Source organism: Pseudoalteromonas sp. SR45-4 (assembly GCF_014163535.1).
Lineage (GTDB): Bacteria > Pseudomonadota > Gammaproteobacteria > Enterobacterales > Alteromonadaceae > Pseudoalteromonas > Pseudoalteromonas nigrifaciens.
On record NZ_JACJDO010000028.1, the window covers coordinates 32,347 to 53,902 of the forward strand.

Here is a 21,556-nt window from a genome sequence, read left to right on the forward strand (position 1 = left end):
GTCAGCCTTAAGATGACAATGTTCTTATTAAATTTTGGTAATCTTCTTTAATTTCGTGGCTTTCATCACGTAGTGATTTAACCTTACGACACGCATGCAATACAGTTGTATGATCGCGGCCACCAAAGGCGTCTCCAATCTCAGGTAAACTGTGATTGGTTAACTCTTTAGATAATGCCATAGCAACTTGTCGAGGCCTTGCTATAGAGCGACTACGGCGTTTAGACAGCAGATCAGAAATACGAATTCTGTAATACTCTGCCACAGTGCGCTGTATGTTATCTATGGTAACTAGCTTATCTTGTAAGGCAAGTAAATCGCGTAGCGCTTCTTTTACAAAGTCGATAGATATAGGACGACCGGTAAAGTTAGCATTGGCAATAACACGATTAAGCGCACCTTCTAGTTCGCGTACATTAGATCGTAATTTTTTAGCAATAAAAAAGGCGACTTCGTGCGGTAAATTAATTTTACTCTGCTGCGCTTTTTTCATCAATATAGCAACGCGTGTTTCAAGCTCAGGAGGCTCAATTGCAATAGTTAAACCCCAACCAAAACGCGATTTAAGTCTGTCTTCAACGCCTTCTATCTCTTTTGGATAACGGTCAGAGGTTAAAATTATTTGCTGATTGCCTTCTAATAACGCATTAAAGGTATGAAAAAACTCTTCTTGTGAGCGCTCTTTGTTAGCAAAAAATTGAATGTCATCAATCATTAGCGCATCAACACTACGATAGTAACGCTTAAATTCTTCAATCGCGTTATTTTGCAGTGCTTTTACCATATCTTGTACAAAGCGCTCTGAATGCATATAAACTATTTTTGCATCTGGCTTATTAGCCAAAATACCATTACCTACAGCATGCAATAAATGCGTTTTACCTAAACCTGTACCACCGTATATAAATACAGGGTTAAAAGCGGCACCTGGATTATCTGCAACTTGTGTTGCTGCTGCTTTTGCTAACTGGTTTGATTTACCTTCAACAAAACTGTCAAAGGTATAATTTTCTTTTATATTCGATTTATATTCAGATTTTGGCGCTGGCTCTACAACAGGTTTTGGTTGTCGTGATTGTTGTTTGGCTTGTGTAGTTGGCGCCGATTGCGTTCCAGCAACAGATACAGGCTGTGCATTTAATAAAGGCTTACTGCCTACATCAAAACGTAGCTCTGGAGCTTCAACACCACAAATCTCTACTAATAATTCATTAATTCTATTTAGGTATTTTTCTCTTACCCAATCTAGTACAAAGCGATTAGGTGCATAAATCGTCAAGGTATCTTCGGTACTTTCTGCTTGTAGTGGTCGCACCCACATACTGAACTGCTGCGAAGGCAATTCATCTTGCAATACATATAAACAACTTTGCCAAACCGACAGATACACAGTCAAACTCCCAGAGATATAATTTTTATTCCCGCACATCATTAATGATTAAAAATCACCTCTGTAATGCGTTTAAATGGCCCAATAAGCGACCCAAGACCGGCTATTATGAAGACACTTTATCCACAAGTAAAAGACTGATTTTTATAAAATTGTTGATATCACGGTATAAAACACTTAACACAATGATTTAATACAAGTTTAATTTTAAAGCCTGAGCATAGATCATAACAAAATTAGCTCTGGATCGCGAAACAAATCTGCGATCTAATTTAGTTTTCCCCTGCTTTTATTCACTTTTTATACAGGGGCTGTGGAAAACTTCTTATTAATGATGATCCTAATAGATCACTCTTTATGATCTACATTAAATAGCTGGTATACTCTAAGGGTAGTGCGTAATTATGATTGACTTTAATACACTTCATCTATAATATCTCGCGCTCGCAATGGCACCTGTGCCAGGATCGCGACCTGCATAGGATGTTTTAACTTTAACCGATCGGAAGAGATTGTTATGAAAAGAACTTTTCAACCAAGCGTTTTAAAACGCAAACGTGCTCACGGTTTCCGTGCTCGCATGGCAACTGTAAATGGCCGTAAAGTATTAGCTCGTCGCCGCGCTAAAGGCCGTAAAGTTCTTTCTGCTTAATTTATAAGTGGAAGACTTTAACTTTGGCAGGGAGTTACGTCTGTTAACTCCCTCGCATTACTCTCGCATATTTAATGAACCCGCCCGGGCTGCAACTCCTTTCTTTACTCTTTTAGCTAAACCTAATGACCAAGATCAACCTCGGTTAGGACTTACTGTTGCTAAAAAACGAGTTAAAAAGGCATGTCAACGTAACCGTATTAAACGTTTAGCTCGCGAATGCTTTCGTTTAAATAAACACAACATCGACAATATAGATATTGTGCTTATGGTTAAAAGTGGTATTGATGAGCAGTCTAATGAAGAATTAACCAAACAACTGACCAAGTTGTGGCGTAAAATTAATGAGCGCTGCAAACCGGGTGCGCCCAAACCACCACCTTTTAAAAAGCGCCCTAATAAATCAGTTAAATCAAATAAACAGACCTAATAGCAATAGAATTACAGGGTTAATTAAGGTATCTTTAGCTCACCTTTTAATCATGCATTTGAAATCTCATATTGAGTCTTTAAATACATGGTATCTATTTACTAAACTTACGTAGGAGCATATATATCATGAGGTTACTTAAACCACTTGTTGCTTTGCCAACGTATTGTTTAGTTTTATTTATCCGCGGTTATCAAAAGTGGATTAGCCCGCTATTAGGTCCGCATTGTCGTTTTAATCCAACGTGCTCTAGTTACGCTATTCAAGCAATTAATTTGCATGGATCAGTAAAAGGCAGTTGGTTAGCAGTTAAACGCATATTAAAATGCCATCCTTTACATTCAGGTGGGAACGACCCCGTTCCTGAAAAATTAACCCATATTAACCACCAACACGAGAAATAAGAGCTGTTATGGAATCGCAACGCACGTTTTTATTCATTGGCCTGATGCTGGTGTCGTTTTTATTATTTCAAGAATGGAATACTGATTACAACACGCCAAAAGCCGATCCGAGTGCCACCACACAAACATTAAACCCAACATCATCAGAATCAGAAGATTATGTACCAACTTCATCTGACTCTGCGTTACCTGCCTCAGCAACTTTAGCAAAACGCTCTGTAATTGAAATTACAACAGATGTTTTCAAAGTTAAAATTGATACCCGAGGCGGTGATATTGTTGAAACTTACTTACTTCAATATGAAGAAACTAAAGGCAGTGAAACACCTTATATGCTGCTTGGTGAGTTTGATGGTAAACAATACTTTTCACAAAGTGGTTTAATTGGCTTAAATGGTCCTGATGCTTCTGCACAAGGTCGCCCAACTTACCACGTAGAGCAAAAGTCATACACTTTAACGGGTGATGAGCTTAGAGTGCCGCTACAGTTTACTGATAGTAATGGTGTTAACTTTACAAAAACCTATGTATTCAAAAAAGGTCAATATGATGTTGCTTTAGAATACACAATTAACAACACCACTAGCACGCCACTTCAAGTACAGCTTTACACACAAGTTAAGCGCACTGTACAAGACAAAGGCAGCATGGTTGATCAAAACTATTTAGGTGCAGCATACGGTACTGATGATGACCCGTACGAAAAGTACAGTTTTTCAGATATGGCTGACAAAAACCTAAATAAAATTACACTTGGTGGCTATGTTGCGTTTATTCAACATTACTTTGTAAGTGCTTGGGTTCCAATGCAGGATCAGTCAAATACACTTTATAGTTTAATTACTAAGAGTAATGCTGCCATCATTGGTGTTAAAGACGAAGCGGTTAATATTCAAGCTGGTAGTGAGCAAACACTTACTGCGACTTATTATATGGGCCCTAAAGAGTCTGATGTACTTGAAGCTATTCACCCAGATTTAGATTTAACCGTAGATTACGGTTGGTTATGGTTTATCTCACAACCTTTATTTGTATTGTTAAAGTGGTTACACAGTATTTTAGGTAACTGGGGTGTGGCTATTATTGCCATTACTATTATCGTTAAGTCGTTAATGTACCCACTGACTAAAGCGCAATATACTTCAATGGCTAAAATGCGTGCCCTTCAGCCTAAAATGGCAGCGCTTAAAGAAAAATTTGGTGACGACCGTCAAAAATTCGGCCAAGCCACAATGGAAATGTACAAAAAAGAAAAAGTGAACCCTATGGGTGGCTGTTTCCCTATTTTGCTACAAATGCCTATTTTCTTAGCCTTGTTCTACGTGTTCTTAGAATCAACAGAACTTCGCCACGCTGAATTTATTTTTTGGCTAACTGACCTTTCTGCGAAAGACCCATACTACGTGTTACCAATCTTATTTGGCGCCAGTATGTTTATTACGCAAAAATTACAGCCTATGACGGTTACCGATCCAATGCAGCAAAAAATGATGACCTTTATGCCGGTTATCTTCTCTGTGTTCTTCTTATGGTTCCCATCTGGTTTAGTTCTTTACTGGTTAGTGTCTAACCTTATTTCTATTGTCCAGATGCTCATCATCTACCGCGGCATGGAAAAGAAAGGTATTAAAGTAAGAGGCTAATTAAGCTCCTACTTATATAAAGGCGACTTCGGTCGCCTTTTTTATTACCTGTTTTTCACCACAGCTATTCGCTACAAATAAATCCATAGGTTACAATACCGCCATAAAGTTACTCATTGTTGGCAAATTAATAGCATGATCAATCAAGACACAATTGCAGCACAAGCAACAGCCCCCGGACGTGGTGGTGTTGGTATTATTCGCGTTTCAGGCAGCCTTGCTAAAAGTGTTGCCGAAAAAGTAGTAGGTAAAATACCTAAAGTTCGCTACGCCGATTATGTGCCATTTAAAAGCCTTGCTGGCGAGCAACTTGATCAAGGTATTGCCATTTACTTTGCCGGCCCTAACTCATTCACTGGTGAAGATGTACTTGAACTACAAGGCCACGGCGGTCCTGTAGTACTGGATATGTTACTTAAAGAAATTAGTAAAATAGAGGGCGTTCGTTTAGCAAAGCCTGGGGAGTTTTCTGAACGTGCATTTATGAATGACAAGCTTGATTTAACACAAGCAGAAGCCATCGCCGATTTAATTAATGCAACCTCAGAGCAAGCCGCTAAAAGTGCCCTACAGTCTCTCCAAGGTGAATTTTCTAAGCACATAGAAACACTTGTAGAAAAAGTAATTCACTTGCGTATGTACGTAGAAGCCGCAATTGATTTTCCCGATGAAGAAATCGATTTTTTATCTGACGGTAAAGTTTCTGGCGATTTAGATGCCATTATTGCCCAGCTCAATACGGTAACCGATCAAGCTAAGCAAGGCAGCATAATGCGCGAAGGTATGCGGGTTGTTATTGCCGGTCGCCCTAATGCGGGTAAATCAAGCTTATTAAATGCCCTTGCTGGGCGCGAAGCCGCTATTGTAACCGAAATTGCCGGCACTACACGTGACGTACTACGTGAACATATACATATAGATGGCATGCCACTGCATATTATAGACACAGCAGGTCTGCGTGAAAGCCCTGATTTAGTAGAACAAATAGGTATTGAGCGCGCATGGGATGAAATAAACCAAGCCGACCGAGTGCTGTTTATGCTTGATGGAACCGACACTATTGATACTGATCCCCATAAAATTTGGCCAGAATTTATGGCTAAATTACCCGTTGGATTAGGGGTTACAGTGATTAGAAATAAAGCCGATTTATCGGGCGATGTTGTTGGTATGGAGCAAAATCAGCAATACCCGGTCATCAGTTTAAGTGCTAAAAATGCCGATGGTATTGAGCTGGTTCGCGAGCATTTAAAAGCCTGTATTGGTTTTGATGGTGCAACAGAAGGCGGCTTTATGGCACGTCGTCGCCACCTTGATGCGCTTGAGCATGCAGCGTACCACTTAGATACAGGTAAAGCTCAGTTAGAAATGCATATAGCGGGCGAAATACTCGCCGAAGAATTGCGTTTAACCCAGCAATATCTAAACGAAATTACCGGTGAATTCACCTCAGATGACCTACTTGGAAAAATATTTAGCTCGTTTTGTATTGGTAAATAAGTTGCCAAATATATTTTAAAGAGCCCTAGAGGCTCTTTTTTATTGTCAAAATCCCCTGCTTTCACTACCTATTTCCTCCCTAAAAACAGCTTTATTGCGCTAATATTAATGCCTGATAAGAGCTGGCCAGTCTTTATTTGTTAGAGTAATGTCGTTTTAACTAAAAATAATGCCACTTTAATAGCTATAAAATGGCTAATTTATAGCATTAATGCAGTCTGTTTTTTACAAAACAGACTGCTATTTTAACTGCAGTGGATCAATTTTACGGTGGCTATTATGGTAATACTTCCTATTAAAATAGCCTTAATTAAGCTTAAGAACTGCAATATATGTTTATAATTCATTCAATATAGGAGCCTACTTTAGGCTTTTATTGACTCTAAATTACGCATATTTATAAAATTGAGTAGAGCAACACAACACCAAGTAAGCGTGAATTATATTTTTGGTCGGCCAAGTTAGCTAAAATTAATGATGATCTGCGCTGAAAAAATAAATAATCTCAGATCAGTTATCCACAATTAGCCTTTATTACCTTTTATAGAGACTTAAATTTCCGTATTTAACTAAGTAAATATCCTAGATCCGCCATTAAAACTAACTATTTACTGTTAATTGACTCATTTAATAAAAAGATCAGCTTTATTTGATCTCATTTAAATTTATTTTATGATCTAAATAGCACTTATCAACAGGCATTCTATCCACATTATGATCAGGGTATATATTATTGCTTAATAAGCTCTATTTAAGCATTTTCATATTCTTTAAATCAATAACTTAGCGATCAATCATAAATAAAAAAGTGGCTTTAAACAGAGCTTTCCCCACTGTTATCAACAACTTGATCAGAAGATTACATTTAAAGATTATTTGTTAAACCCTATTTAATCAACAACTTGAGTCGTTATAAATAACCAAGGCTAAAATTACAGCTAAAATAGTTATACAAAAAAGCACTCTTAACTTTACTGTTATACAAACTCAGTTATTATGAGCGGCAATTAAAAGCTATGTGATCACAAAAATTAATGAGTGCAGTAAATATTATTATTGGCAGCCAAATGGGATCCGCTGAATATGTTGCAGAACAATTAGCTGATCAACTTAATGCTCAAAGTATTAGTACGCAACTACATGAACAGCCTGTATTTAACGATATAGATCAGCAAAATACTATTTGGTTAATATGTACATCCACTTATGGTGCAGGGGATTACCCTGAAAATCTGATTAGCTTTATTGACGATTTAACACAAGCTGATGATTTATCTAATATAAAATACTCAGTCATTGGTTTAGGCGATACCAGTTACGATACTTATAACCTTGCTGGGCGCAATATAGATGAGTTATTAGCACAAAAAGGTGCACTTAGAGTAGCCGAACGCTTAGAGCTTAATATTCTTGATGAAGCGCTACCAGAGGATACTGCACTGGCCTGGCTTGACTCTTGGCTAGCTAAAACAGGCTTAAATTAATAGATCAAGCTAAAAAACCAAATTAAAGTTACCCACAATTTACTAATAATTTAATAGTTTTTGTGGATAAACACTGATTAAACTGCGTTTATAGCTATGCTTATCCATTGGATAAGATCCGGTTGATATTGCCCTGTGCATAAAGTGCCTTTTTGATCAGAGCTTATTCGCTGGATGATCCGATCATGTTCACAACTTTAGATCAGATCTAATCGCATGTTTTAAATAAAGATCTAAACCTTATCAACAGAAAAGTGCTTCAGTAGTAGTAATAGTAATAAAAGATCTCTTTAAAAGATCCTTTATATTATTAGAGATCACACACTTAGATCTTGACCGCTGTTAATCATTTATCTTCTGCTAAATTCTAGGTAGAATACGCTCCCTTTTGAAGTTTACTGGTTTGATTTAAGTAGGATCCCATTAATGATTTTTCACGAAAATTTTGACGTTATCGTAGTAGGTGGTGGACATGCTGGCACTGAAGCCGCATTGGCAGCCGCACGTATGGGGATGAATACCCTGCTGCTAACTCACAATATGGATACCCTTGGTCAAATGTCATGTAACCCAGCAATTGGTGGCATTGGCAAAGGTCACTTAGTTAAAGAAATTGACGCTCTAGGTGGTGCAATGGCACAGGCCATTGACAAAGGCGGGATCCAATTTCGCACACTTAATTCTTCAAAAGGCCCAGCCGTTCGTGCAACCCGAGCACAGGCTGATCGTGCTTTGTACAAAGCGGCAATTCAAACAACATTGCAAAACCAAGATAACTTAAAGATTTTTCAACAATCGTGTGATGATCTTATTGTTGAAAACGATCGTGTTACTGGTGTGGTTACCCAAATGGGTTTACGTTTTAGTGCTCCAAGTGTTGTGCTAACCGTAGGTACTTTTTTAGGTGGCCAAATACATATAGGTTTAGAAAACTTTAAAGGTGGTCGTGCAGGCGATCCTCCTTCAATTGCATTGGCTGATCGTTTACGTGAATTACCTTTTAGAGTGGATCGTTTAAAAACCGGTACTCCACCACGTATTGATGCCCGTACTGTTGATTTTAGTAAAATGCAAGAACAAGCAGGTGATACACCTATACCGGTATTTTCATTTATGGGTAAACCAAGTGATCACCCACAACAAATACCGTGTTACATCACCTTTACTAATGAAAAGACCCATGATGTTATTCGTAAAAACTTACATCGCTCGCCAATGTATGGTGGTGTTATTGAAGGCATAGGCCCGCGCTACTGCCCTTCTATTGAAGATAAAATTGTTCGTTTTGCTGATAAAGACAAACATCAAATTTTTGTTGAGCCAGAAGGTTTAACATCATATGAGTTATACCCTAATGGTATTTCGACCAGTTTACCGTTTGATGTGCAAATTGAAATTGTGCAATCTATTACTGGCTTTGAAAACGCTCATATTTGTCGTCCTGGTTATGCTATTGAATATGACTTTTTTGATCCGCGCGATTTAAAACGTTCATTAGAAACTAAATTTATTGATGGCTTATTTTTTGCGGGCCAAATAAATGGTACTACCGGTTATGAAGAAGCGGGTGCTCAAGGTTTAATTGCAGGTATGAATGCTGCTTTAAAAGTTCAGGGTAAAGAGTCTTGGACTCCACGTCGTGACGAAGCTTATGTGGGTGTACTTATTGACGACTTAACTACTTTGGGAACGAAAGAACCTTATCGTATGTTTACTAGCCGTGCTGAATACCGTTTATTATTACGTGAAGATAATGCCGATATTCGTTTAACTGAAAAAGGCCGCGAATTAGGCTTAGTGAATGACGAACGTTGGCAGGCATATAACGAAAAAATGGAAGTGATCGCTAAAGAGAAACAGCGTATTAAAGATACCTGGATCCACAAAGATCATACTATGATAGATCAAGTTAATGCATTGCTAAAAACGCCATTAACGCGTGAAGCTAGTTTAGAGGAATTATTACGTCGTCCTGAAATTCGTTATAACGATCTAATGGCAATTGACGGCTTAGGATCTGAATTTACTAATCAAGCCGCGCTTGAACAAGTTGAGATCCATACAAAGTACGCAGGTTATATTGTGCGCCAGCAAGATGAGATCAATAAACAGTTACGCCATGAGCAAACAATTTTACCAAAAGAGTTTGATTATAAAACCGTATCGGGTTTATCAAATGAGGTTGTTGCTAAGCTGATTGATGCTCGTCCAGACACTATTGGTCAAGCTTCGCGTATTTCTGGTATCACCCCAGCGGCGATTTCGTTATTATTGGTGTATCTGAAGAAGCAAGGCTTGTTACGCAAATCTGCATAACGGCGAGGGTACCTAGTGTTACAGCAACAATTAACTACATTGTTAGCGCAAACTAATATTGCGCTAACCGAAAAACAACAGCAACAGCTGGTTCGTTACGTTGAGTTATTAACTAAGTGGAACAAAGCTTATAATTTAACCTCAGTACGCTTACCTGAAGAAATGATGGTTAAGCACATAATGGACAGCTTAGTTGTTGCACCTCATTTACCCGGTCATCATTATATTGATGTAGGAACTGGCCCTGGCTTACCTGGTATTGTATTAGCAATTGCATTACCTAACACTCATTTTGTGTTACTTGATAGTTTAGGTAAACGTGTGCGTTTTTTAATGCATGTTAAACATGAGCTAGGACTTGATAACGTCACTCCGGTGCAGTCAAGAGTTGAAGAATATCAGCCAAGTGTTAAATTAGATGGTGTACTCAGTCGCGCATTTGCTTCATTGCAAGATATGGTTGACTGGTGTGGACACTTAATTGATCATTCAGGAAAATTTATTGCCCTTAAAGGTGTGTTCCCTAGCGAAGAGCTAGAGTCATTACCGACTGGCGTTAAGTTTGAGCAAAAAATTGCATTAGAAGTACCTAATTTAGATGCACAACGACATTTAATTATTCTTTCTAAAGACTAGGGATCAGAGACACTGTGGCAAAAGTCATCGCATTAGCAAATCAAAAAGGTGGTGTAGGTAAAACTACAACCGCTGTTAACCTCGCTGCATCTATGGCTGCAACAAAACGAAAAGTGTTGTTAATTGATCTCGATCCGCAAGGTAATGCCACTATGGGTAGTGGCGTAGATAAGTATGGCGACGTGCCAACTATTTACGATTTGCTGATAGAAAACAAGCCAATTGAAGAGGTTATAATTAAAGAAACCTCTGGTGAATATCATATGATTGCTGCAAATGGTGATGTAACCGCTGCAGAAGTAAAATTAATGGAATTATTTGCCCGCGAAGTACGTTTGCGTAATGCGCTGGAAAAAATTCAAGACCAATATGAATTCATTTTTATCGACTGCCCTCCTTCTTTAAATATGTTAACAGTAAATGCCATGGCTGCAGCCGACTCTATTTTAGTCCCTATGCAATGTGAATATTATGCGTTAGAAGGTTTAACCGCATTAATGGACACCATTACGCAACTTGCCAAGTTAGTTAATCCTAAGCTACAAATTGAAGGCATACTTCGTACTATGTACGATCCGCGTAATCGATTAGCTAATGATGTATCAGAACAATTAAAACAACATTTTGGCGATAAAGTTTACCGCACAGTGATCCCGCGTAATGTTCGCTTAGCCGAGGCACCAAGTTTTGGTGCACCAGCGATGTATTATGACCGGGCATCAAGTGGTGCTAAAGCATATTTAGCACTGGCTGGTGAAATGTTACGCAGAAAAGAAAAAACAACGCCAGTTGTCGCCTAACTTTGAGGTAAAAAAATAATATGTCTGCTAAAAAAAGAGGTTTAGGCCGAGGACTCGATGCTCTGTTAAGTTCATCAAAACCTGCACCAACAAGTAGCAATGAGCAAAATTCGTCAAATACAACTGACATTATGCACAATGTAACGCAATCTCAACAAAGCGAATTACAAAAATTACCGATCGAATTTTTACACTCGGGTAAATATCAACCGCGTAAAGATATGTCGGAAGAAGCATTAGAAGAGTTAGCTAGTTCAATTCGTGCGCAAGGCATTATTCAGCCAATTGTAGTGCGCCCTATTGCTCAAAATAGCTATGAAATTATTGCCGGTGAACGTCGTTGGCGTGCAGCGCAAATTGCTAAGCTTGATACTGTACCTTGTATTATTAAAGATGTACCCGATGAAGCTGCGGTTGCTATTGCTTTAATAGAAAATATTCAGCGTGAAGATTTAAATGCCATGGAAGAAGCGGTTGCTTTAAACCGTTTACTAAATGAGTTTGAATTAACGCATCAACAAGTAGCCGATGCCGTTGGTAAATCTCGTACTACAGTGACTAATTTATTGCGTTTAAATAATTTAAATAATGACGTAAAAACATTGTTAGAACACGGCGATATTGAAATGGGCCACGCTCGTTGTTTATTAGCGCTTGAGGGAGATACGCAATCTGATGCGGCGCGTTTAGCTGTGGCTAAAGCACTTACAGTGCGAGAAACCGAAAAGCTTGTACGTTCAATTTTAGAGCCTGTAGCCGCTAAAGAAGCAACAGAAAAAGATCCAGATGTTAAACACTTAGAGCAACAACTCGCTGAAAACATAGGTGCCAAAGTAGAAATAAACTATAACAAAAAAGGCAAAGGTAAGTTGGTTATTTCTTACACAAACCTTGATGAATTAGATGGCATTTTAAACCGTATCAACCAAGACTATTCCCAGCATTAATAAATAACATGTCTAAAATGAGACAATTGTCGTTATTTTACACCACAATACAGCTACTCAAGTTGCAAAACTGGCAGGATTAAGTATAATTTCGCCAGTTTTCATACCCTGACAATTAGAACGCCATTAAGGTTAACTAAACGTGACGAATAAGTTAGCAAGACCGTATAGGCTTGCCGCATTGAAATTAATTCTTCTGCAGGGAGTAGTAGCGTTAGTTACTACAGTAATTATTTTTTTAGGTTGGGGAATAAATGCCGGGCTATCAGCATTTGCTGGAGGCACCGTAGCAGTACTCCCCCACTTAGTATTTGCCCTCTACGCATTCAGATATATGGGTGCGAGTAAAGCAAATCAAGCGTATGCCTCGTTAAAACGCGGCAACGGACTAAAATTTATGCTAACAATCATATTGTTCGCGCTAATACTAAAGCTTTACCCGGTAGTGTTACTGCCTTTTTTTAGTGCTTATGTGTTGGTGTTGTTTACTGGATTGTTTGCACCCGTTTTTTTTAAACATTAACTTTGGGATATAACATGGCTGCAGAAGAAGTTACTCTATCTAGCCATATTCAGCACCACTTGACCAATGCGAAGATGTGTTCGACCGATGCCGGTTTAGCCTTCAATAAAGCATGTGCGGATAGTGGATTCTGGACATGGCATGTGGATACCCTCGCATGGTCTATCGGATTAGGTCTAATATTTTTATGGATCTTCCGTAGTGCCGCAAAAAAATCAACACTTGGTGTACCAGGAAAATTTCAGTGTTTTATTGAAATTATCGTTGAGTTCGTTGGCGACAACGTACGCGATACCTTCCACGGTAAAAGTAAGCTTATTGCGCCATTAGCCCTAACGATATTCGTTTGGGTGTTCTTAATGAACTTAATGGACTTAATCCCGGTTGACTTTTTACCATCATTTGCAGGTTTCGTTGGTGAAACAGCATTCGGTATGGACTCACACGACGTGTACATGAAAATTGTACCGACTACCGATATTAATATGACCTCTGCACTTGCGCTGGGTGTATTTATTTTAATGGTTGGTTTTGCAATAAAAATCAAAGGCATTGGCGGCTTTATTAAAGAACTAACGCTTCACCCGTTTAGCTCTAATAACGTGTTTGTGCAAATTTTATTGATTCCTTTCAACTTGTTACTTGAGCTTATCGCATTGGTTTCTAAGCCATTTTCGTTAGCACTACGTTTATTTGGTAACTTGTATGCAGGTGAATTGATTTTCATCTTGATTGGCGCAATTGGTTTTATGCAGTTACCACTGCACTTTGTATGGGCAGTATTCCATATCTTAGTTATTACACTGCAAGCATTCTTATTTATGATGCTGACCATTGTTTACCTAAGCATGGCAAGTTCAGATAATCACTAATTTATAATCTTTACCTTTAATATTTAACTTTAATTACAATTGAAACTTTGGAGAAAAAAATGGAACTAGTATTAGGTCTTAAGTACATCGCAGTAGCTTTACTAATTGGCTTCGGTGCAATCGGTACAGCAGTTGGTTTTGGTAACATGGGCGGTAAATTCCTTGAAGCATGTGCGCGTCAACCTGAGCTTGCACCTTCGCTACAAGTTAAAATGTTTATCCTTGCTGGTCTAATCGATGCTGTAGCAATGATTGGTGTTGGTATCGCTATGGTATTGTTGTTCGTACTTTAATTTTATTTTTTGAACAGCTTACTATTTAAGGAGGAGCGGTTGTGAATTTAAACGCCACTCTTATCGGTGAATTGATTGCGTTTACGGTGTTCGTACTTTTTTGTATGAAGTTCGTATGGCCACCACTAAACGGTGCAATTGAAGCTCGCCAGAAAAAAATCGAAGATGGTTTAGCTGCCTCTGATAGAGCCGAAAAAGACTTAGAACTAGCGCAAAAGAAAGCTGCAGAACAGCTTAAAGATGCCAAAGTTCAAGCGGCTGATATCATAGACCAAGCTAAAAAGCGTGCTGTGCTAATTGTTGACGAAGAGACAGTTCGTGGTCAACAAGAGCGTGAAAAAATCATTGCTCAAGGGCACTCTGAAATTGAATCAGAGCGTAACCGTGTGACAGAAGAGCTACGTAAGCAAGTAGCAACTCTGGCAGTGGTTGGCGCACAGAGAATTTTAGAGCGTGAAATTAATCAAGCTGCACATAGTGACATCGTTGAAAAACTTGTCGCTGAGCTGTAACTAGGAGGGTATGAGCATGTCTGAATTGACTACTATCGCTCGCCCATACGCTAAAGCGGCTTTTGAACTTGCCGTTGAAAAAGGCACTATTGAAAGTTGGAACGAGATGTTATTTTTTGCTGGCCACGTTGCTAGCAATGAAAAAGCATCTGCGCTTCTAGCGGGTATGCCTACTGCTACTACACAAGCTGAATTATTTATTCAAATTTGTGCTGAGCAGCTCAACGAACAAGGTCAGAACCTAGTTAAGGTGATGGCTGAAAATGGACGTTTGATCGCACTACCAGCAGTTGCACAGTTATTTGCTAAATTTAAAGCAGAATACGACAAAGAAATCGACGTTGATGTGATTTCGGCAACCCCTCTTGTTGCAGCGCAACAAGAGTCATTGGTAGCGGCACTTGAAAAACGTTTCGCACGCAAAGTTAAGCTGAATTGTAGTGAAGACGCAGCAGTAGTTGGAGGCCTTATTATTAAGGCGGGTGACACTGTAATCGACGGCTCTATTCGCGGTAAATTAAACCGCTTAGCCACAACACTACAATCGTAATTGGGAAAAAGAGCATGCAACTTAATTCCACTGAAATTTCAGATCTGATCAAACAACGTATTGAGCAGTTCGAAGTTGTAAGTGAAGCTCGTAACGAAGGTACTATTGTATCTGTTACAGACGGTATCATCCGCATCCACGGTCTAGCTGACTGTATGCAAGGTGAGATGATTGAGCTTCCAGGCAACCGTTATGCTATCGCACTAAACCTTGAGCGCGACTCAATTGGTGCAGTAGTAATGGGTCCGTACGCGGATCTTACTGAAGGCGTAAAAGTATATACAACTGGTCGTATTTTAGAAGTGCCTGTTGGTCCTGGTCTACTTGGTCGTGTTGTTAACACACTAGGTGCTCCGATCGATGGTAAAGGCGCGCTAGATAATGACGGGTTTGAACCTGTAGAAAAAATTGCACCAGGTGTAATCGAGCGTAAATCTGTAGATGAGCCAGTACAAACTGGTTATAAATCTATCGATGCGATGATTCCAGTTGGTCGTGGTCAACGTGAACTTATCATTGGTGACCGCCAAACAGGTAAAACTGCACTAGCAATCGATGCAATCATCAATCAAAAAGGCACAGGCGTTAAGTGTGTGTACGTTGCGATTGGTCAAAAAGCATCTACTATTGCTAACGTAGTTCGCAAATTAGAAGAGCACGGTGCATTAGCAAATACTATCGTAGTTGTTGCATCTGCTTCTGAATCAGCGGCACTTCAGTACTTAGCACCGTTCGCGGGCTGTACTATGGGTGAATACTTCCGTGACCGCGGTGAAAACGCTTTAATCGTATATGATGATTTGTCTAAGCAAGCAGTTGCTTATCGTCAAATTTCATTACTACTTAAGCGCCCACCAGGTCGTGAAGCATACCCAGGTGACGTATTCTATCTTCACTCTCGTCTTTTAGAACGTGCTTCGCGTGTAAACGCTGAATACGTTGAAAAGTTCACTAATGGTGAAGTGAAAGGTACAACTGGTTCATTGACGGCATTGCCAATCATTGAAACTCAAGGCGGCGACGTTTCTGCGTTCGTACCGACTAACGTTATCTCTATCACCGATGGTCAAATTTTCTTAGAAACTGACCTATTCAACTCAGGTATCCGTCCGGCAGTAAACGCTGGTATTTCGGTATCGCGTGTTGGTGGTGCTGCACAAACTAAAATCGTTAAGAAACTAGGTGGCGGTATTCGTCTAGCCCTAGCTCAGTACCGTGAATTAGCTGCGTTCTCGCAGTTCGCGTCTGACCTTGATGATGCAACTCGTGCTCAACTTGAGCATGGTGAGCGTGTAACAGAGCTAATGAAGCAGAAACAGTACGCGCCAATGTCTGTTGCTGAAATGTCTTTGTCGTTATTTGCTGCTGAAAAAGGTTTCCTTCAAGATATCGAGATCGCTAAGATCATGGATTTTGAAGCGGCTTTACTTTCGTATGCAAATAGCACATACGCAGAGCTTGTGGCTCAAATCAATGAAACTGGTAACTACAACGCCGAGATCGAAGCGCAACTTAAAGAACTTCTAACGAAGTTCAAGTCTACGCAAACTTGGTAATATAGTTATTAATGGTGCGCTTTAGGAAACTAAAGCACACCTTGATTCGGAGAGAGAGTCATGGCCAGCGGAAAAGAGATTAAAAGCAAGATCGGTAGTATTAAAAATACTCAAAAGATCACTAGCGCAATGGAAATGGTTGCTGCGTCTAAAATGAAAAGGGCGCAAGAACGCGTTGCTACAAGCCGTCCATACGCTGCAAAATTACGCACAGTGATTGGTCGTGTTGCTCAGGCAAATCTTGATTTTACCCACCCTTTTTTAGAAGAGCGTGAAGTAAAACGAGTTGGTTATATTGTTATCTCTACAGACCGTGGTCTGTGTGGCGGTTTAAACTCAAATGAGTTTAAAAAAGTTGCACTAGATATTAAAGCATGGAAAGAAAAAGGTGTAAGCGCAGAGTTTGCAACTTTAGGCAGTAAAGCTGCTGGTTTCTTCCAACGCTTTGGTGGTCAAGTCCTTGCTAAAAAAGCAGGCTTAGGAGATAAACCTTCAATTCAGGAGATAATTGGTCCTGTAAAAGTAATGCTTGATGCATTCTCTGAAGGTAAAATTGACCGTTTATTCTTGGTATACAACAAGTTTGTAAATACCATGAAGCAAGAGCCAACAGTAGATCAGTTACTCCCTTTGCCAAAAGCTGAAGAAGAAGTATCTGCCCACACATGGGATTACTTGTATGAGCCAAACCCAGACGCTATTTTAGAAGCGTTGTTAGTACGGTTTGTTGAGTCTCAAGTATACCAAGGTGTAGTTGAAAATGCTGCATCTGAGCAGGCTGCCCGCATGGTTGCAATGAAAGCTGCAACAGACAATGCCGGCGACCTTATGGATGAGTTACAGCTTATTTATAACAAAGCTCGCCAAGCAGCAATCACACAAGAAATTAGTGAGATTTGTTCTGGTTCAGCAGCAGTTTAATGCTTCAGGCAAAGATTAACGAGAGGAATAGACATGAGTTTAGGTAAGGTCGTCCAAATTATCGGTGCCGTTGTGGATATTGAATTTCCACAAAACAACGTGCCAGCCGTATATGACGCGCTAAGAGTAACAGATGGCGATTTAACAGGGTTGACTCTAGAAGTTCAACAACAGTTAGGTGGCGGTGTGGTACGTACTATCGCTATGGGTACTACAGACGGTTTGCGTCGTGGTGCTTCGGTAATGAATACAGGTGAGTCGATTCAAGTTCCAGTTGGTAAAGCAACACTTGGTCGTATCATGAACGTACTTGGTGAGCCAATCGATGAAGCTGGCCCAATCGGCGAAGAAGACCGTATGTCTATTCACCGTGCAGCGCCTACTTACGAAGAGCAATCAAGTTCAGTTGAGCTTTTAGAAACTGGTATCAAGGTTATCGACCTTGTATGTCCATTCGCTAAAGGTGGTAAAGTTGGTTTATTCGGTGGTGCCGGTGTTGGTAAAACCGTAAACATGATGGAACTTATCCGTAACATCGCAATCGAGCACAGCGGCTACTCAGTATTCGCCGGTGTTGGTGAGCGTACACGTGAAGGTAACGATTTCTACCATGAGATGAACGATTCAAACGTACTTGATAAAGTATCGCTTGTATACGGTCAGATGAACGAGCCTCCAGGTAACCGTTTACGCGTAGCGTTAACAGGTCTTACTATGGCTGAAAAGTTCCGTGACGAAGGTCGCGATGTACTTTTCTTCGTAGATAACATCTACCGTTACACACTTGCTGGTACAGAAGTATCTGCACTTCTTGGTCGTATGCCATCAGCGGTAGGCTACCAGCCTACACTTGCTGAAGAAATGGGTGTATTACAAGAGCGTATTGCTTCTACTAAGACGGGTTCAATCACTTCAATCCAAGCGGTATACGTACCTGCGGATGATTTAACGGATCCATCTCCAGCAACTACCTTTGCTCACTTAGACGCAACGGTAGTACTTTCGCGTGATATCGCGTCACTTGGTATCTACCCAGCGGTAGACCCACTTGATTCATCTTCACGTCAACTTGACCCACAAGTAATTGGTCAAGAGCACTACGATACAGCACGTGGCGTTCAAACAGTTCTTCAGCGTTATAAAGAACTTAAAGACATCATTGCAATCCTAGGTATGGACGAGCTTTCTGACGAAGATAAGCAACTTGTATCTCGTGCACGTAAAATCCAACGTTTCCTATCTCAGCCATTCTTCGTGGCAGAGGTGTTTACAGGCGCGTCTGGTAAATACGTATCACTAAAAGATACAATTTCTGGCTTTAAAGGCATCTTAAACGGTGAATTTGATGACATGCCAGAGCAAGCGTTCTACATGGTTGGCTCTATCGAAGAAGCTCAAGAAAAAGCCAAAAGCATGTAACTTAGGAGGGGAGTATGGCAGCTATGACTGTACATCTTGATGTAGTAAGCGCAGAGCAGAGTTTGTTCTCTGGCCGTGTTGAATCGATTCAAGTTACTGGTAGTGAAGGTGAGTTAGGCGTTAATGCTGGTCACGCTCCACTACTTACTGCCCTTAAACCTGGTATGGTACGTTTAGTTAAGCAATTTGGTGAAGAAGAGTTCATCTACATTGCTGGCGGTACATTAGAAGTACAACCTAATCTAGTGACTGTTCTTGCTGATACAGCTGTTCGTGGTGAAGACCTTGACGAGCAAGCTGCAGAAGCTGCTAAACGTGACGCTGAAGCTCAAATGGCGAAAGGTGCATCTGCTGAACTTGATTATAATCAAGCCGCAGTGCAACTAGCTGAAGCAATTGCTCAGCTACGCATTATTCAGCAATTACGTAAAAAGTAAGCCTATCTGGTTTTTAAAAGCCCACATAACGTGGGCTTTTTTGTGTCTGTAATATAAATCAGCAATGTTATAAAAATTATAAATTTACTTTTTGTGCTCACTATTTATCCCTTGTTACTTATATCCATCACTAATCCCCGTTACAATAACGCCATTGAAGTGTCTGAGTGTTTCAGCCAAGATTCAGTAGTCAGTAATTAAGCTACTGAGTATTTGCACATGATGTGATTTACATAATCTACTGTGCACCAGTACGCGCTTATTTAGCTAAAACAACGAAAAAAGGAAATTGTTTTAATGTCTCTAACAACGGTTATTCTTGCAGCGGGTAAAGGTACTCGCATGCGCTCAGCGCTACCTAAAGTTCTTCATAAAGTGGCTGGCAAACCTATGGTGCAGCACGTTATTGATAACGCAAAAGCACTAGGTGCAACTACTACTAACTTAGTTTACGGTCATGGTGGCGAACTATTACAACAACAACTGGCCAACAACAACGTAAATTGGGTACTCCAAGCTGAGCAGTTAGGTACGGGTCATGCAGTAGCGCAAGCCAACTCTCATGTTAATGACGATGAAACAGTGCTGATTTTATACGGTGACGTGCCTTTAACTAAGCAATCAACGCTTGAACGTTTATTAGCTGCGACACCTAAACATGGTTTAGCGGTATTAACCGTAAATTTAGCCAATCCAAATGGTTACGGACGTATGCTACGTGTTGATGGCAAGTTAGTGGGTATTGTTGAGCAAAAAGATGCCAGCCCAGAGCAATTACTTATTAGCGAAGTAAATACCGGTATTATGGCCGTTAATGGTCGATTGCTAAAAAGCTGGTTAGGCAACTTATCTAACAATAATGCACAAGGCGAATATTACCTAACCGACATAGTGGCAATGGCGCATAGCGAAGGTGTCGAAATTACATCAGCTCAGCCAGATCACCCAATGGAAGTAGAAGGCGCTAATAATCGTATACAACTAGCTGGCCTTGAACGTGCGTACCAAGCATGGCAAGCACAAGAATTAATGCTTAATGGGGCAACACTTGCCGATCCTGCCCGTATAGATGTTCGCGGAACAGTCACCACCGGTGAAGATGTACTAATAGATATAAACGTGATTTTTGAAGGCAAAGTGACTATAGGTCATAACGTTGAAATTGGACCAAACTGTGTGCTCAAAAACTGCAGCATTGGCGATAACGTTATAATAAAAGCTAATACACTCTTAGAAGATGCAACAGTTGCTGCTAAATGTACGCTTGGTCCCTATGCCCGCCTTCGCCCAGGTGCAATTATGGAAGAAGACTCACATGTTGGTAACTTCGTCGAAATGAAAAAAACCCGTTTAGGTAAAGGCTCTAAAGCTAATCACTTAAGTTACCTAGGTGATGCTGAAATTGGCGAAAAGGTTAATATTGGCGCGGGTACTATTACCTGTAACTATGACGGCGTTAATAAAGCAAAAACCATTATTGGCAACAATGCCTTTATTGGTTCTAACTCATCGCTTGTTGCACCCGTAAATATTGGTGCAATGGCAACAATTGGTGCAGGCTCTGTTATTACGAATACAGTAGCAGATGAGCAACTAGCTATTGCTCGAGGCAAACAGCGTAATTTAGATGGCTGGAAACGCCCAGTTAAAAAATAACGACTTATATTTAGTTAAAAAGTATAAGTAGATAGAAGCGAGTTATTAACTCGCTTTTTTATTGTCTGAACGATATGAGCCCCCTACTCTACATCAGATATTTAACTGAGTATTTTGCTAAACCTTAAAAGGTGCAAAGTACCGGCTCTTAATTTATTTAGAGCTACTCAGTAAAGTACTATAACTAAGCCGCATTTAATTATTTAAACATAACATTTAAACTAAACAACCTACCTTCTACCTAGCGTAACTATAACTTCCCTATTACTGCCATTTATTTGGTGCTTTTTTAAGCTTAAACTTCATTGCAAGCCTTTGTTTGTATGCCTTTTATACAATATTCATTTAATTGTCATAAAGCGGAAATAAAGTGTTGACCCTCACTCGTTTATCCCTATAATGCGACCCCACTGAGAAGGGAAACGCCGATGCATAGCAAGGCAGCAACTACTCAGAGAGTTAAATAAAACTTCGGTTTTAAATCTTCCAAAAAGAAAGTTTAAAACAAAGTGTTGACTCGAAAAATAAAGGATGTATTATACGCATCCCTTGAGACGCTAAAGCGACTCAAAACGTTCTTTAACAATATAAAGCAATCATCTGTGTGGGCACTCG

At 39.9% G+C, this 21,556-nt stretch carries 21 protein-coding genes; 20 read left to right on the top strand and 1 reads right to left on the bottom strand.

The features are described 5' to 3' along the window. Positions 1 to 7: 7 nt before the first annotated feature. On the bottom strand, positions 8 to 1,390 hold the full coding sequence (gene dnaA / locus H5058_RS12345) for a chromosomal replication initiator protein DnaA (protein ID WP_041454303.1): 1,383 nt from the start codon (positions 1,388 to 1,390) through the stop codon (positions 8 to 10). Between the two features lie 517 nt (positions 1,391 to 1,907). Here dnaA and rpmH point away from each other — a divergent pair. From rpmH to glmU, 20 genes are all read left to right on the top strand, one after another. Then, positions 1,908 to 2,042, top strand: a complete 135-nt coding sequence (rpmH, locus tag H5058_RS12350) for a 50S ribosomal protein L34 (protein WP_004335215.1) — start codon at positions 1,908 to 1,910, stop codon at positions 2,040 to 2,042. A gap of 7 nt (positions 2,043 to 2,049) precedes the next feature. Beyond that, entirely contained in the window at positions 2,050 to 2,472 is a 423-nt protein-coding gene (rnpA, locus tag H5058_RS12355; protein ID WP_011329643.1) for a ribonuclease P protein component, read from the top strand. 128 nt (positions 2,473 to 2,600) lie between these two features. Continuing rightward, entirely contained in the window at positions 2,601 to 2,876 is a 276-nt protein-coding gene (yidD, locus tag H5058_RS12360) for a membrane protein insertion efficiency factor YidD (protein WP_011329641.1), read from the top strand. Between the two features lie 8 nt (positions 2,877 to 2,884). Next, entirely contained in the window at positions 2,885 to 4,519 is a 1,635-nt protein-coding gene (gene yidC, locus H5058_RS12365) for a membrane protein insertase YidC (protein ID WP_011329640.1), read from the top strand. Between the two features lie 135 nt (positions 4,520 to 4,654). Further along, positions 4,655 to 6,019, top strand: a complete 1,365-nt coding sequence (gene mnmE / locus H5058_RS12370; protein WP_086996465.1) for a tRNA uridine-5-carboxymethylaminomethyl(34) synthesis GTPase MnmE — start codon at positions 4,655 to 4,657, stop codon at positions 6,017 to 6,019. A gap of 1,034 nt (positions 6,020 to 7,053) precedes the next feature. Continuing rightward, positions 7,054 to 7,503 (top strand): FMN-binding protein MioC, encoded by a 450-nt coding sequence (gene mioC / locus H5058_RS12375; RefSeq protein ID WP_089368916.1) that lies wholly within the window; start codon positions 7,054 to 7,056, stop codon positions 7,501 to 7,503. Positions 7,504 to 7,929: 426 nt separating this feature from the next. Then, positions 7,930 to 9,819 carry a tRNA uridine-5-carboxymethylaminomethyl(34) synthesis enzyme MnmG gene (gene mnmG, locus H5058_RS12380; RefSeq protein WP_011329637.1) on the top strand — a complete coding sequence of 630 codons (1,890 nt, stop codon included), beginning with the start codon at positions 7,930 to 7,932 and terminating at the stop codon, positions 9,817 to 9,819. Between the two features lie 15 nt (positions 9,820 to 9,834). Next, on the top strand, positions 9,835 to 10,455 hold the full coding sequence (rsmG, locus tag H5058_RS12385) for a 16S rRNA (guanine(527)-N(7))-methyltransferase RsmG (RefSeq protein WP_011329636.1): 621 nt from the start codon (positions 9,835 to 9,837) through the stop codon (positions 10,453 to 10,455). A 14-nt stretch (positions 10,456 to 10,469) separates the two neighbouring features. Further along, positions 10,470 to 11,255 (top strand): ParA family protein, encoded by a 786-nt coding sequence (locus tag H5058_RS12390; RefSeq protein ID WP_011329635.1) that lies wholly within the window; start codon positions 10,470 to 10,472, stop codon positions 11,253 to 11,255. Between the two features lie 20 nt (positions 11,256 to 11,275). After that, positions 11,276 to 12,202, top strand: a complete 927-nt coding sequence (locus H5058_RS12395) for a ParB/RepB/Spo0J family partition protein (protein ID WP_182678451.1) — start codon at positions 11,276 to 11,278, stop codon at positions 12,200 to 12,202. 142 nt (positions 12,203 to 12,344) lie between these two features. After that, the gene (locus tag H5058_RS12400; RefSeq protein WP_011329633.1) at positions 12,345 to 12,725 is read left to right on the top strand and encodes an ATP synthase subunit I; all 381 of its coding nucleotides are present in this window, start codon (positions 12,345 to 12,347) and stop codon (positions 12,723 to 12,725) included. Between the two features lie 14 nt (positions 12,726 to 12,739). Beyond that, positions 12,740 to 13,597, top strand: a complete 858-nt coding sequence (gene atpB / locus H5058_RS12405; protein ID WP_011329632.1) for a F0F1 ATP synthase subunit A — start codon at positions 12,740 to 12,742, stop codon at positions 13,595 to 13,597. Positions 13,598 to 13,656: 59 nt separating this feature from the next. Next, positions 13,657 to 13,890 (top strand): F0F1 ATP synthase subunit C, encoded by a 234-nt coding sequence (atpE, locus tag H5058_RS12410; protein ID WP_011329631.1) that lies wholly within the window; start codon positions 13,657 to 13,659, stop codon positions 13,888 to 13,890. A 41-nt stretch (positions 13,891 to 13,931) separates the two neighbouring features. Then, entirely contained in the window at positions 13,932 to 14,402 is a 471-nt protein-coding gene (gene atpF, locus H5058_RS12415; RefSeq protein ID WP_011329630.1) for a F0F1 ATP synthase subunit B, read from the top strand. 16 nt (positions 14,403 to 14,418) lie between these two features. Further along, on the top strand, positions 14,419 to 14,952 hold the full coding sequence (atpH, locus tag H5058_RS12420) for a F0F1 ATP synthase subunit delta (protein ID WP_011329629.1): 534 nt from the start codon (positions 14,419 to 14,421) through the stop codon (positions 14,950 to 14,952). A 14-nt stretch (positions 14,953 to 14,966) separates the two neighbouring features. After that, the gene (gene atpA, locus H5058_RS12425) at positions 14,967 to 16,508 is read left to right on the top strand and encodes a F0F1 ATP synthase subunit alpha (RefSeq protein WP_011329628.1); all 1,542 of its coding nucleotides are present in this window, start codon (positions 14,967 to 14,969) and stop codon (positions 16,506 to 16,508) included. 60 nt (positions 16,509 to 16,568) lie between these two features. Further along, positions 16,569 to 17,429 (top strand): F0F1 ATP synthase subunit gamma, encoded by an 861-nt coding sequence (atpG, locus tag H5058_RS12430; protein ID WP_182678453.1) that lies wholly within the window; start codon positions 16,569 to 16,571, stop codon positions 17,427 to 17,429. A 33-nt stretch (positions 17,430 to 17,462) separates the two neighbouring features. Continuing rightward, on the top strand, positions 17,463 to 18,848 hold the full coding sequence (gene atpD, locus H5058_RS12435; protein WP_011329626.1) for a F0F1 ATP synthase subunit beta: 1,386 nt from the start codon (positions 17,463 to 17,465) through the stop codon (positions 18,846 to 18,848). Positions 18,849 to 18,862: 14 nt separating this feature from the next. Then, a complete protein-coding gene (locus H5058_RS12440) occupies positions 18,863 to 19,285 on the top strand; it encodes a F0F1 ATP synthase subunit epsilon (RefSeq protein ID WP_011329625.1) in 423 nt (140 codons plus the stop codon). 297 nt (positions 19,286 to 19,582) lie between these two features. Beyond that, positions 19,583 to 20,941, top strand: coding sequence for a bifunctional UDP-N-acetylglucosamine diphosphorylase/glucosamine-1-phosphate N-acetyltransferase GlmU (gene glmU, locus H5058_RS12445; protein WP_182678455.1), 1,359 nt, complete (start codon positions 19,583 to 19,585; stop codon positions 20,939 to 20,941). Positions 20,942 to 21,556: the final 615 nt, after the last annotated feature.

Bases quoted from the DNA above. Each gene is read 5' to 3' on its own strand.
- rpmH (WP_004335215.1), top strand. From the start codon at position 1,908: ATGAAAAGAACTTTTCAACCAAGCGTTTTAAAACGCAAACGTGCTCAC.
- yidD (WP_011329641.1), top strand. From the start codon at position 2,601: ATGAGGTTACTTAAACCACTTGTTGCTTTGCCAACGTATTGTTTAGTT.
- yidC (WP_011329640.1), top strand. From the start codon at position 2,885: ATGGAATCGCAACGCACGTTTTTATTCATTGGCCTGATGCTGGTGTCG.
- mnmE (WP_086996465.1), top strand. From the start codon at position 4,655: ATGATCAATCAAGACACAATTGCAGCACAAGCAACAGCCCCCGGACGT.
- mioC (WP_089368916.1), top strand. From the start codon at position 7,054: ATGAGTGCAGTAAATATTATTATTGGCAGCCAAATGGGATCCGCTGAA.
- mnmG (WP_011329637.1), top strand. From the start codon at position 7,930: ATGATTTTTCACGAAAATTTTGACGTTATCGTAGTAGGTGGTGGACAT.
- H5058_RS12395 (WP_182678451.1), top strand. From the start codon at position 11,276: ATGTCTGCTAAAAAAAGAGGTTTAGGCCGAGGACTCGATGCTCTGTTA.
- atpB (WP_011329632.1), top strand. From the start codon at position 12,740: ATGGCTGCAGAAGAAGTTACTCTATCTAGCCATATTCAGCACCACTTG.
- atpE (WP_011329631.1), top strand. From the start codon at position 13,657: ATGGAACTAGTATTAGGTCTTAAGTACATCGCAGTAGCTTTACTAATT.
- atpH (WP_011329629.1), top strand. From the start codon at position 14,419: ATGTCTGAATTGACTACTATCGCTCGCCCATACGCTAAAGCGGCTTTT.
- atpA (WP_011329628.1), top strand. From the start codon at position 14,967: ATGCAACTTAATTCCACTGAAATTTCAGATCTGATCAAACAACGTATT.
- atpG (WP_182678453.1), top strand. From the start codon at position 16,569: ATGGCCAGCGGAAAAGAGATTAAAAGCAAGATCGGTAGTATTAAAAAT.
- atpD (WP_011329626.1), top strand. From the start codon at position 17,463: ATGAGTTTAGGTAAGGTCGTCCAAATTATCGGTGCCGTTGTGGATATT.
- H5058_RS12440 (WP_011329625.1), top strand. From the start codon at position 18,863: ATGGCAGCTATGACTGTACATCTTGATGTAGTAAGCGCAGAGCAGAGT.
- glmU (WP_182678455.1), top strand. From the start codon at position 19,583: ATGTCTCTAACAACGGTTATTCTTGCAGCGGGTAAAGGTACTCGCATG.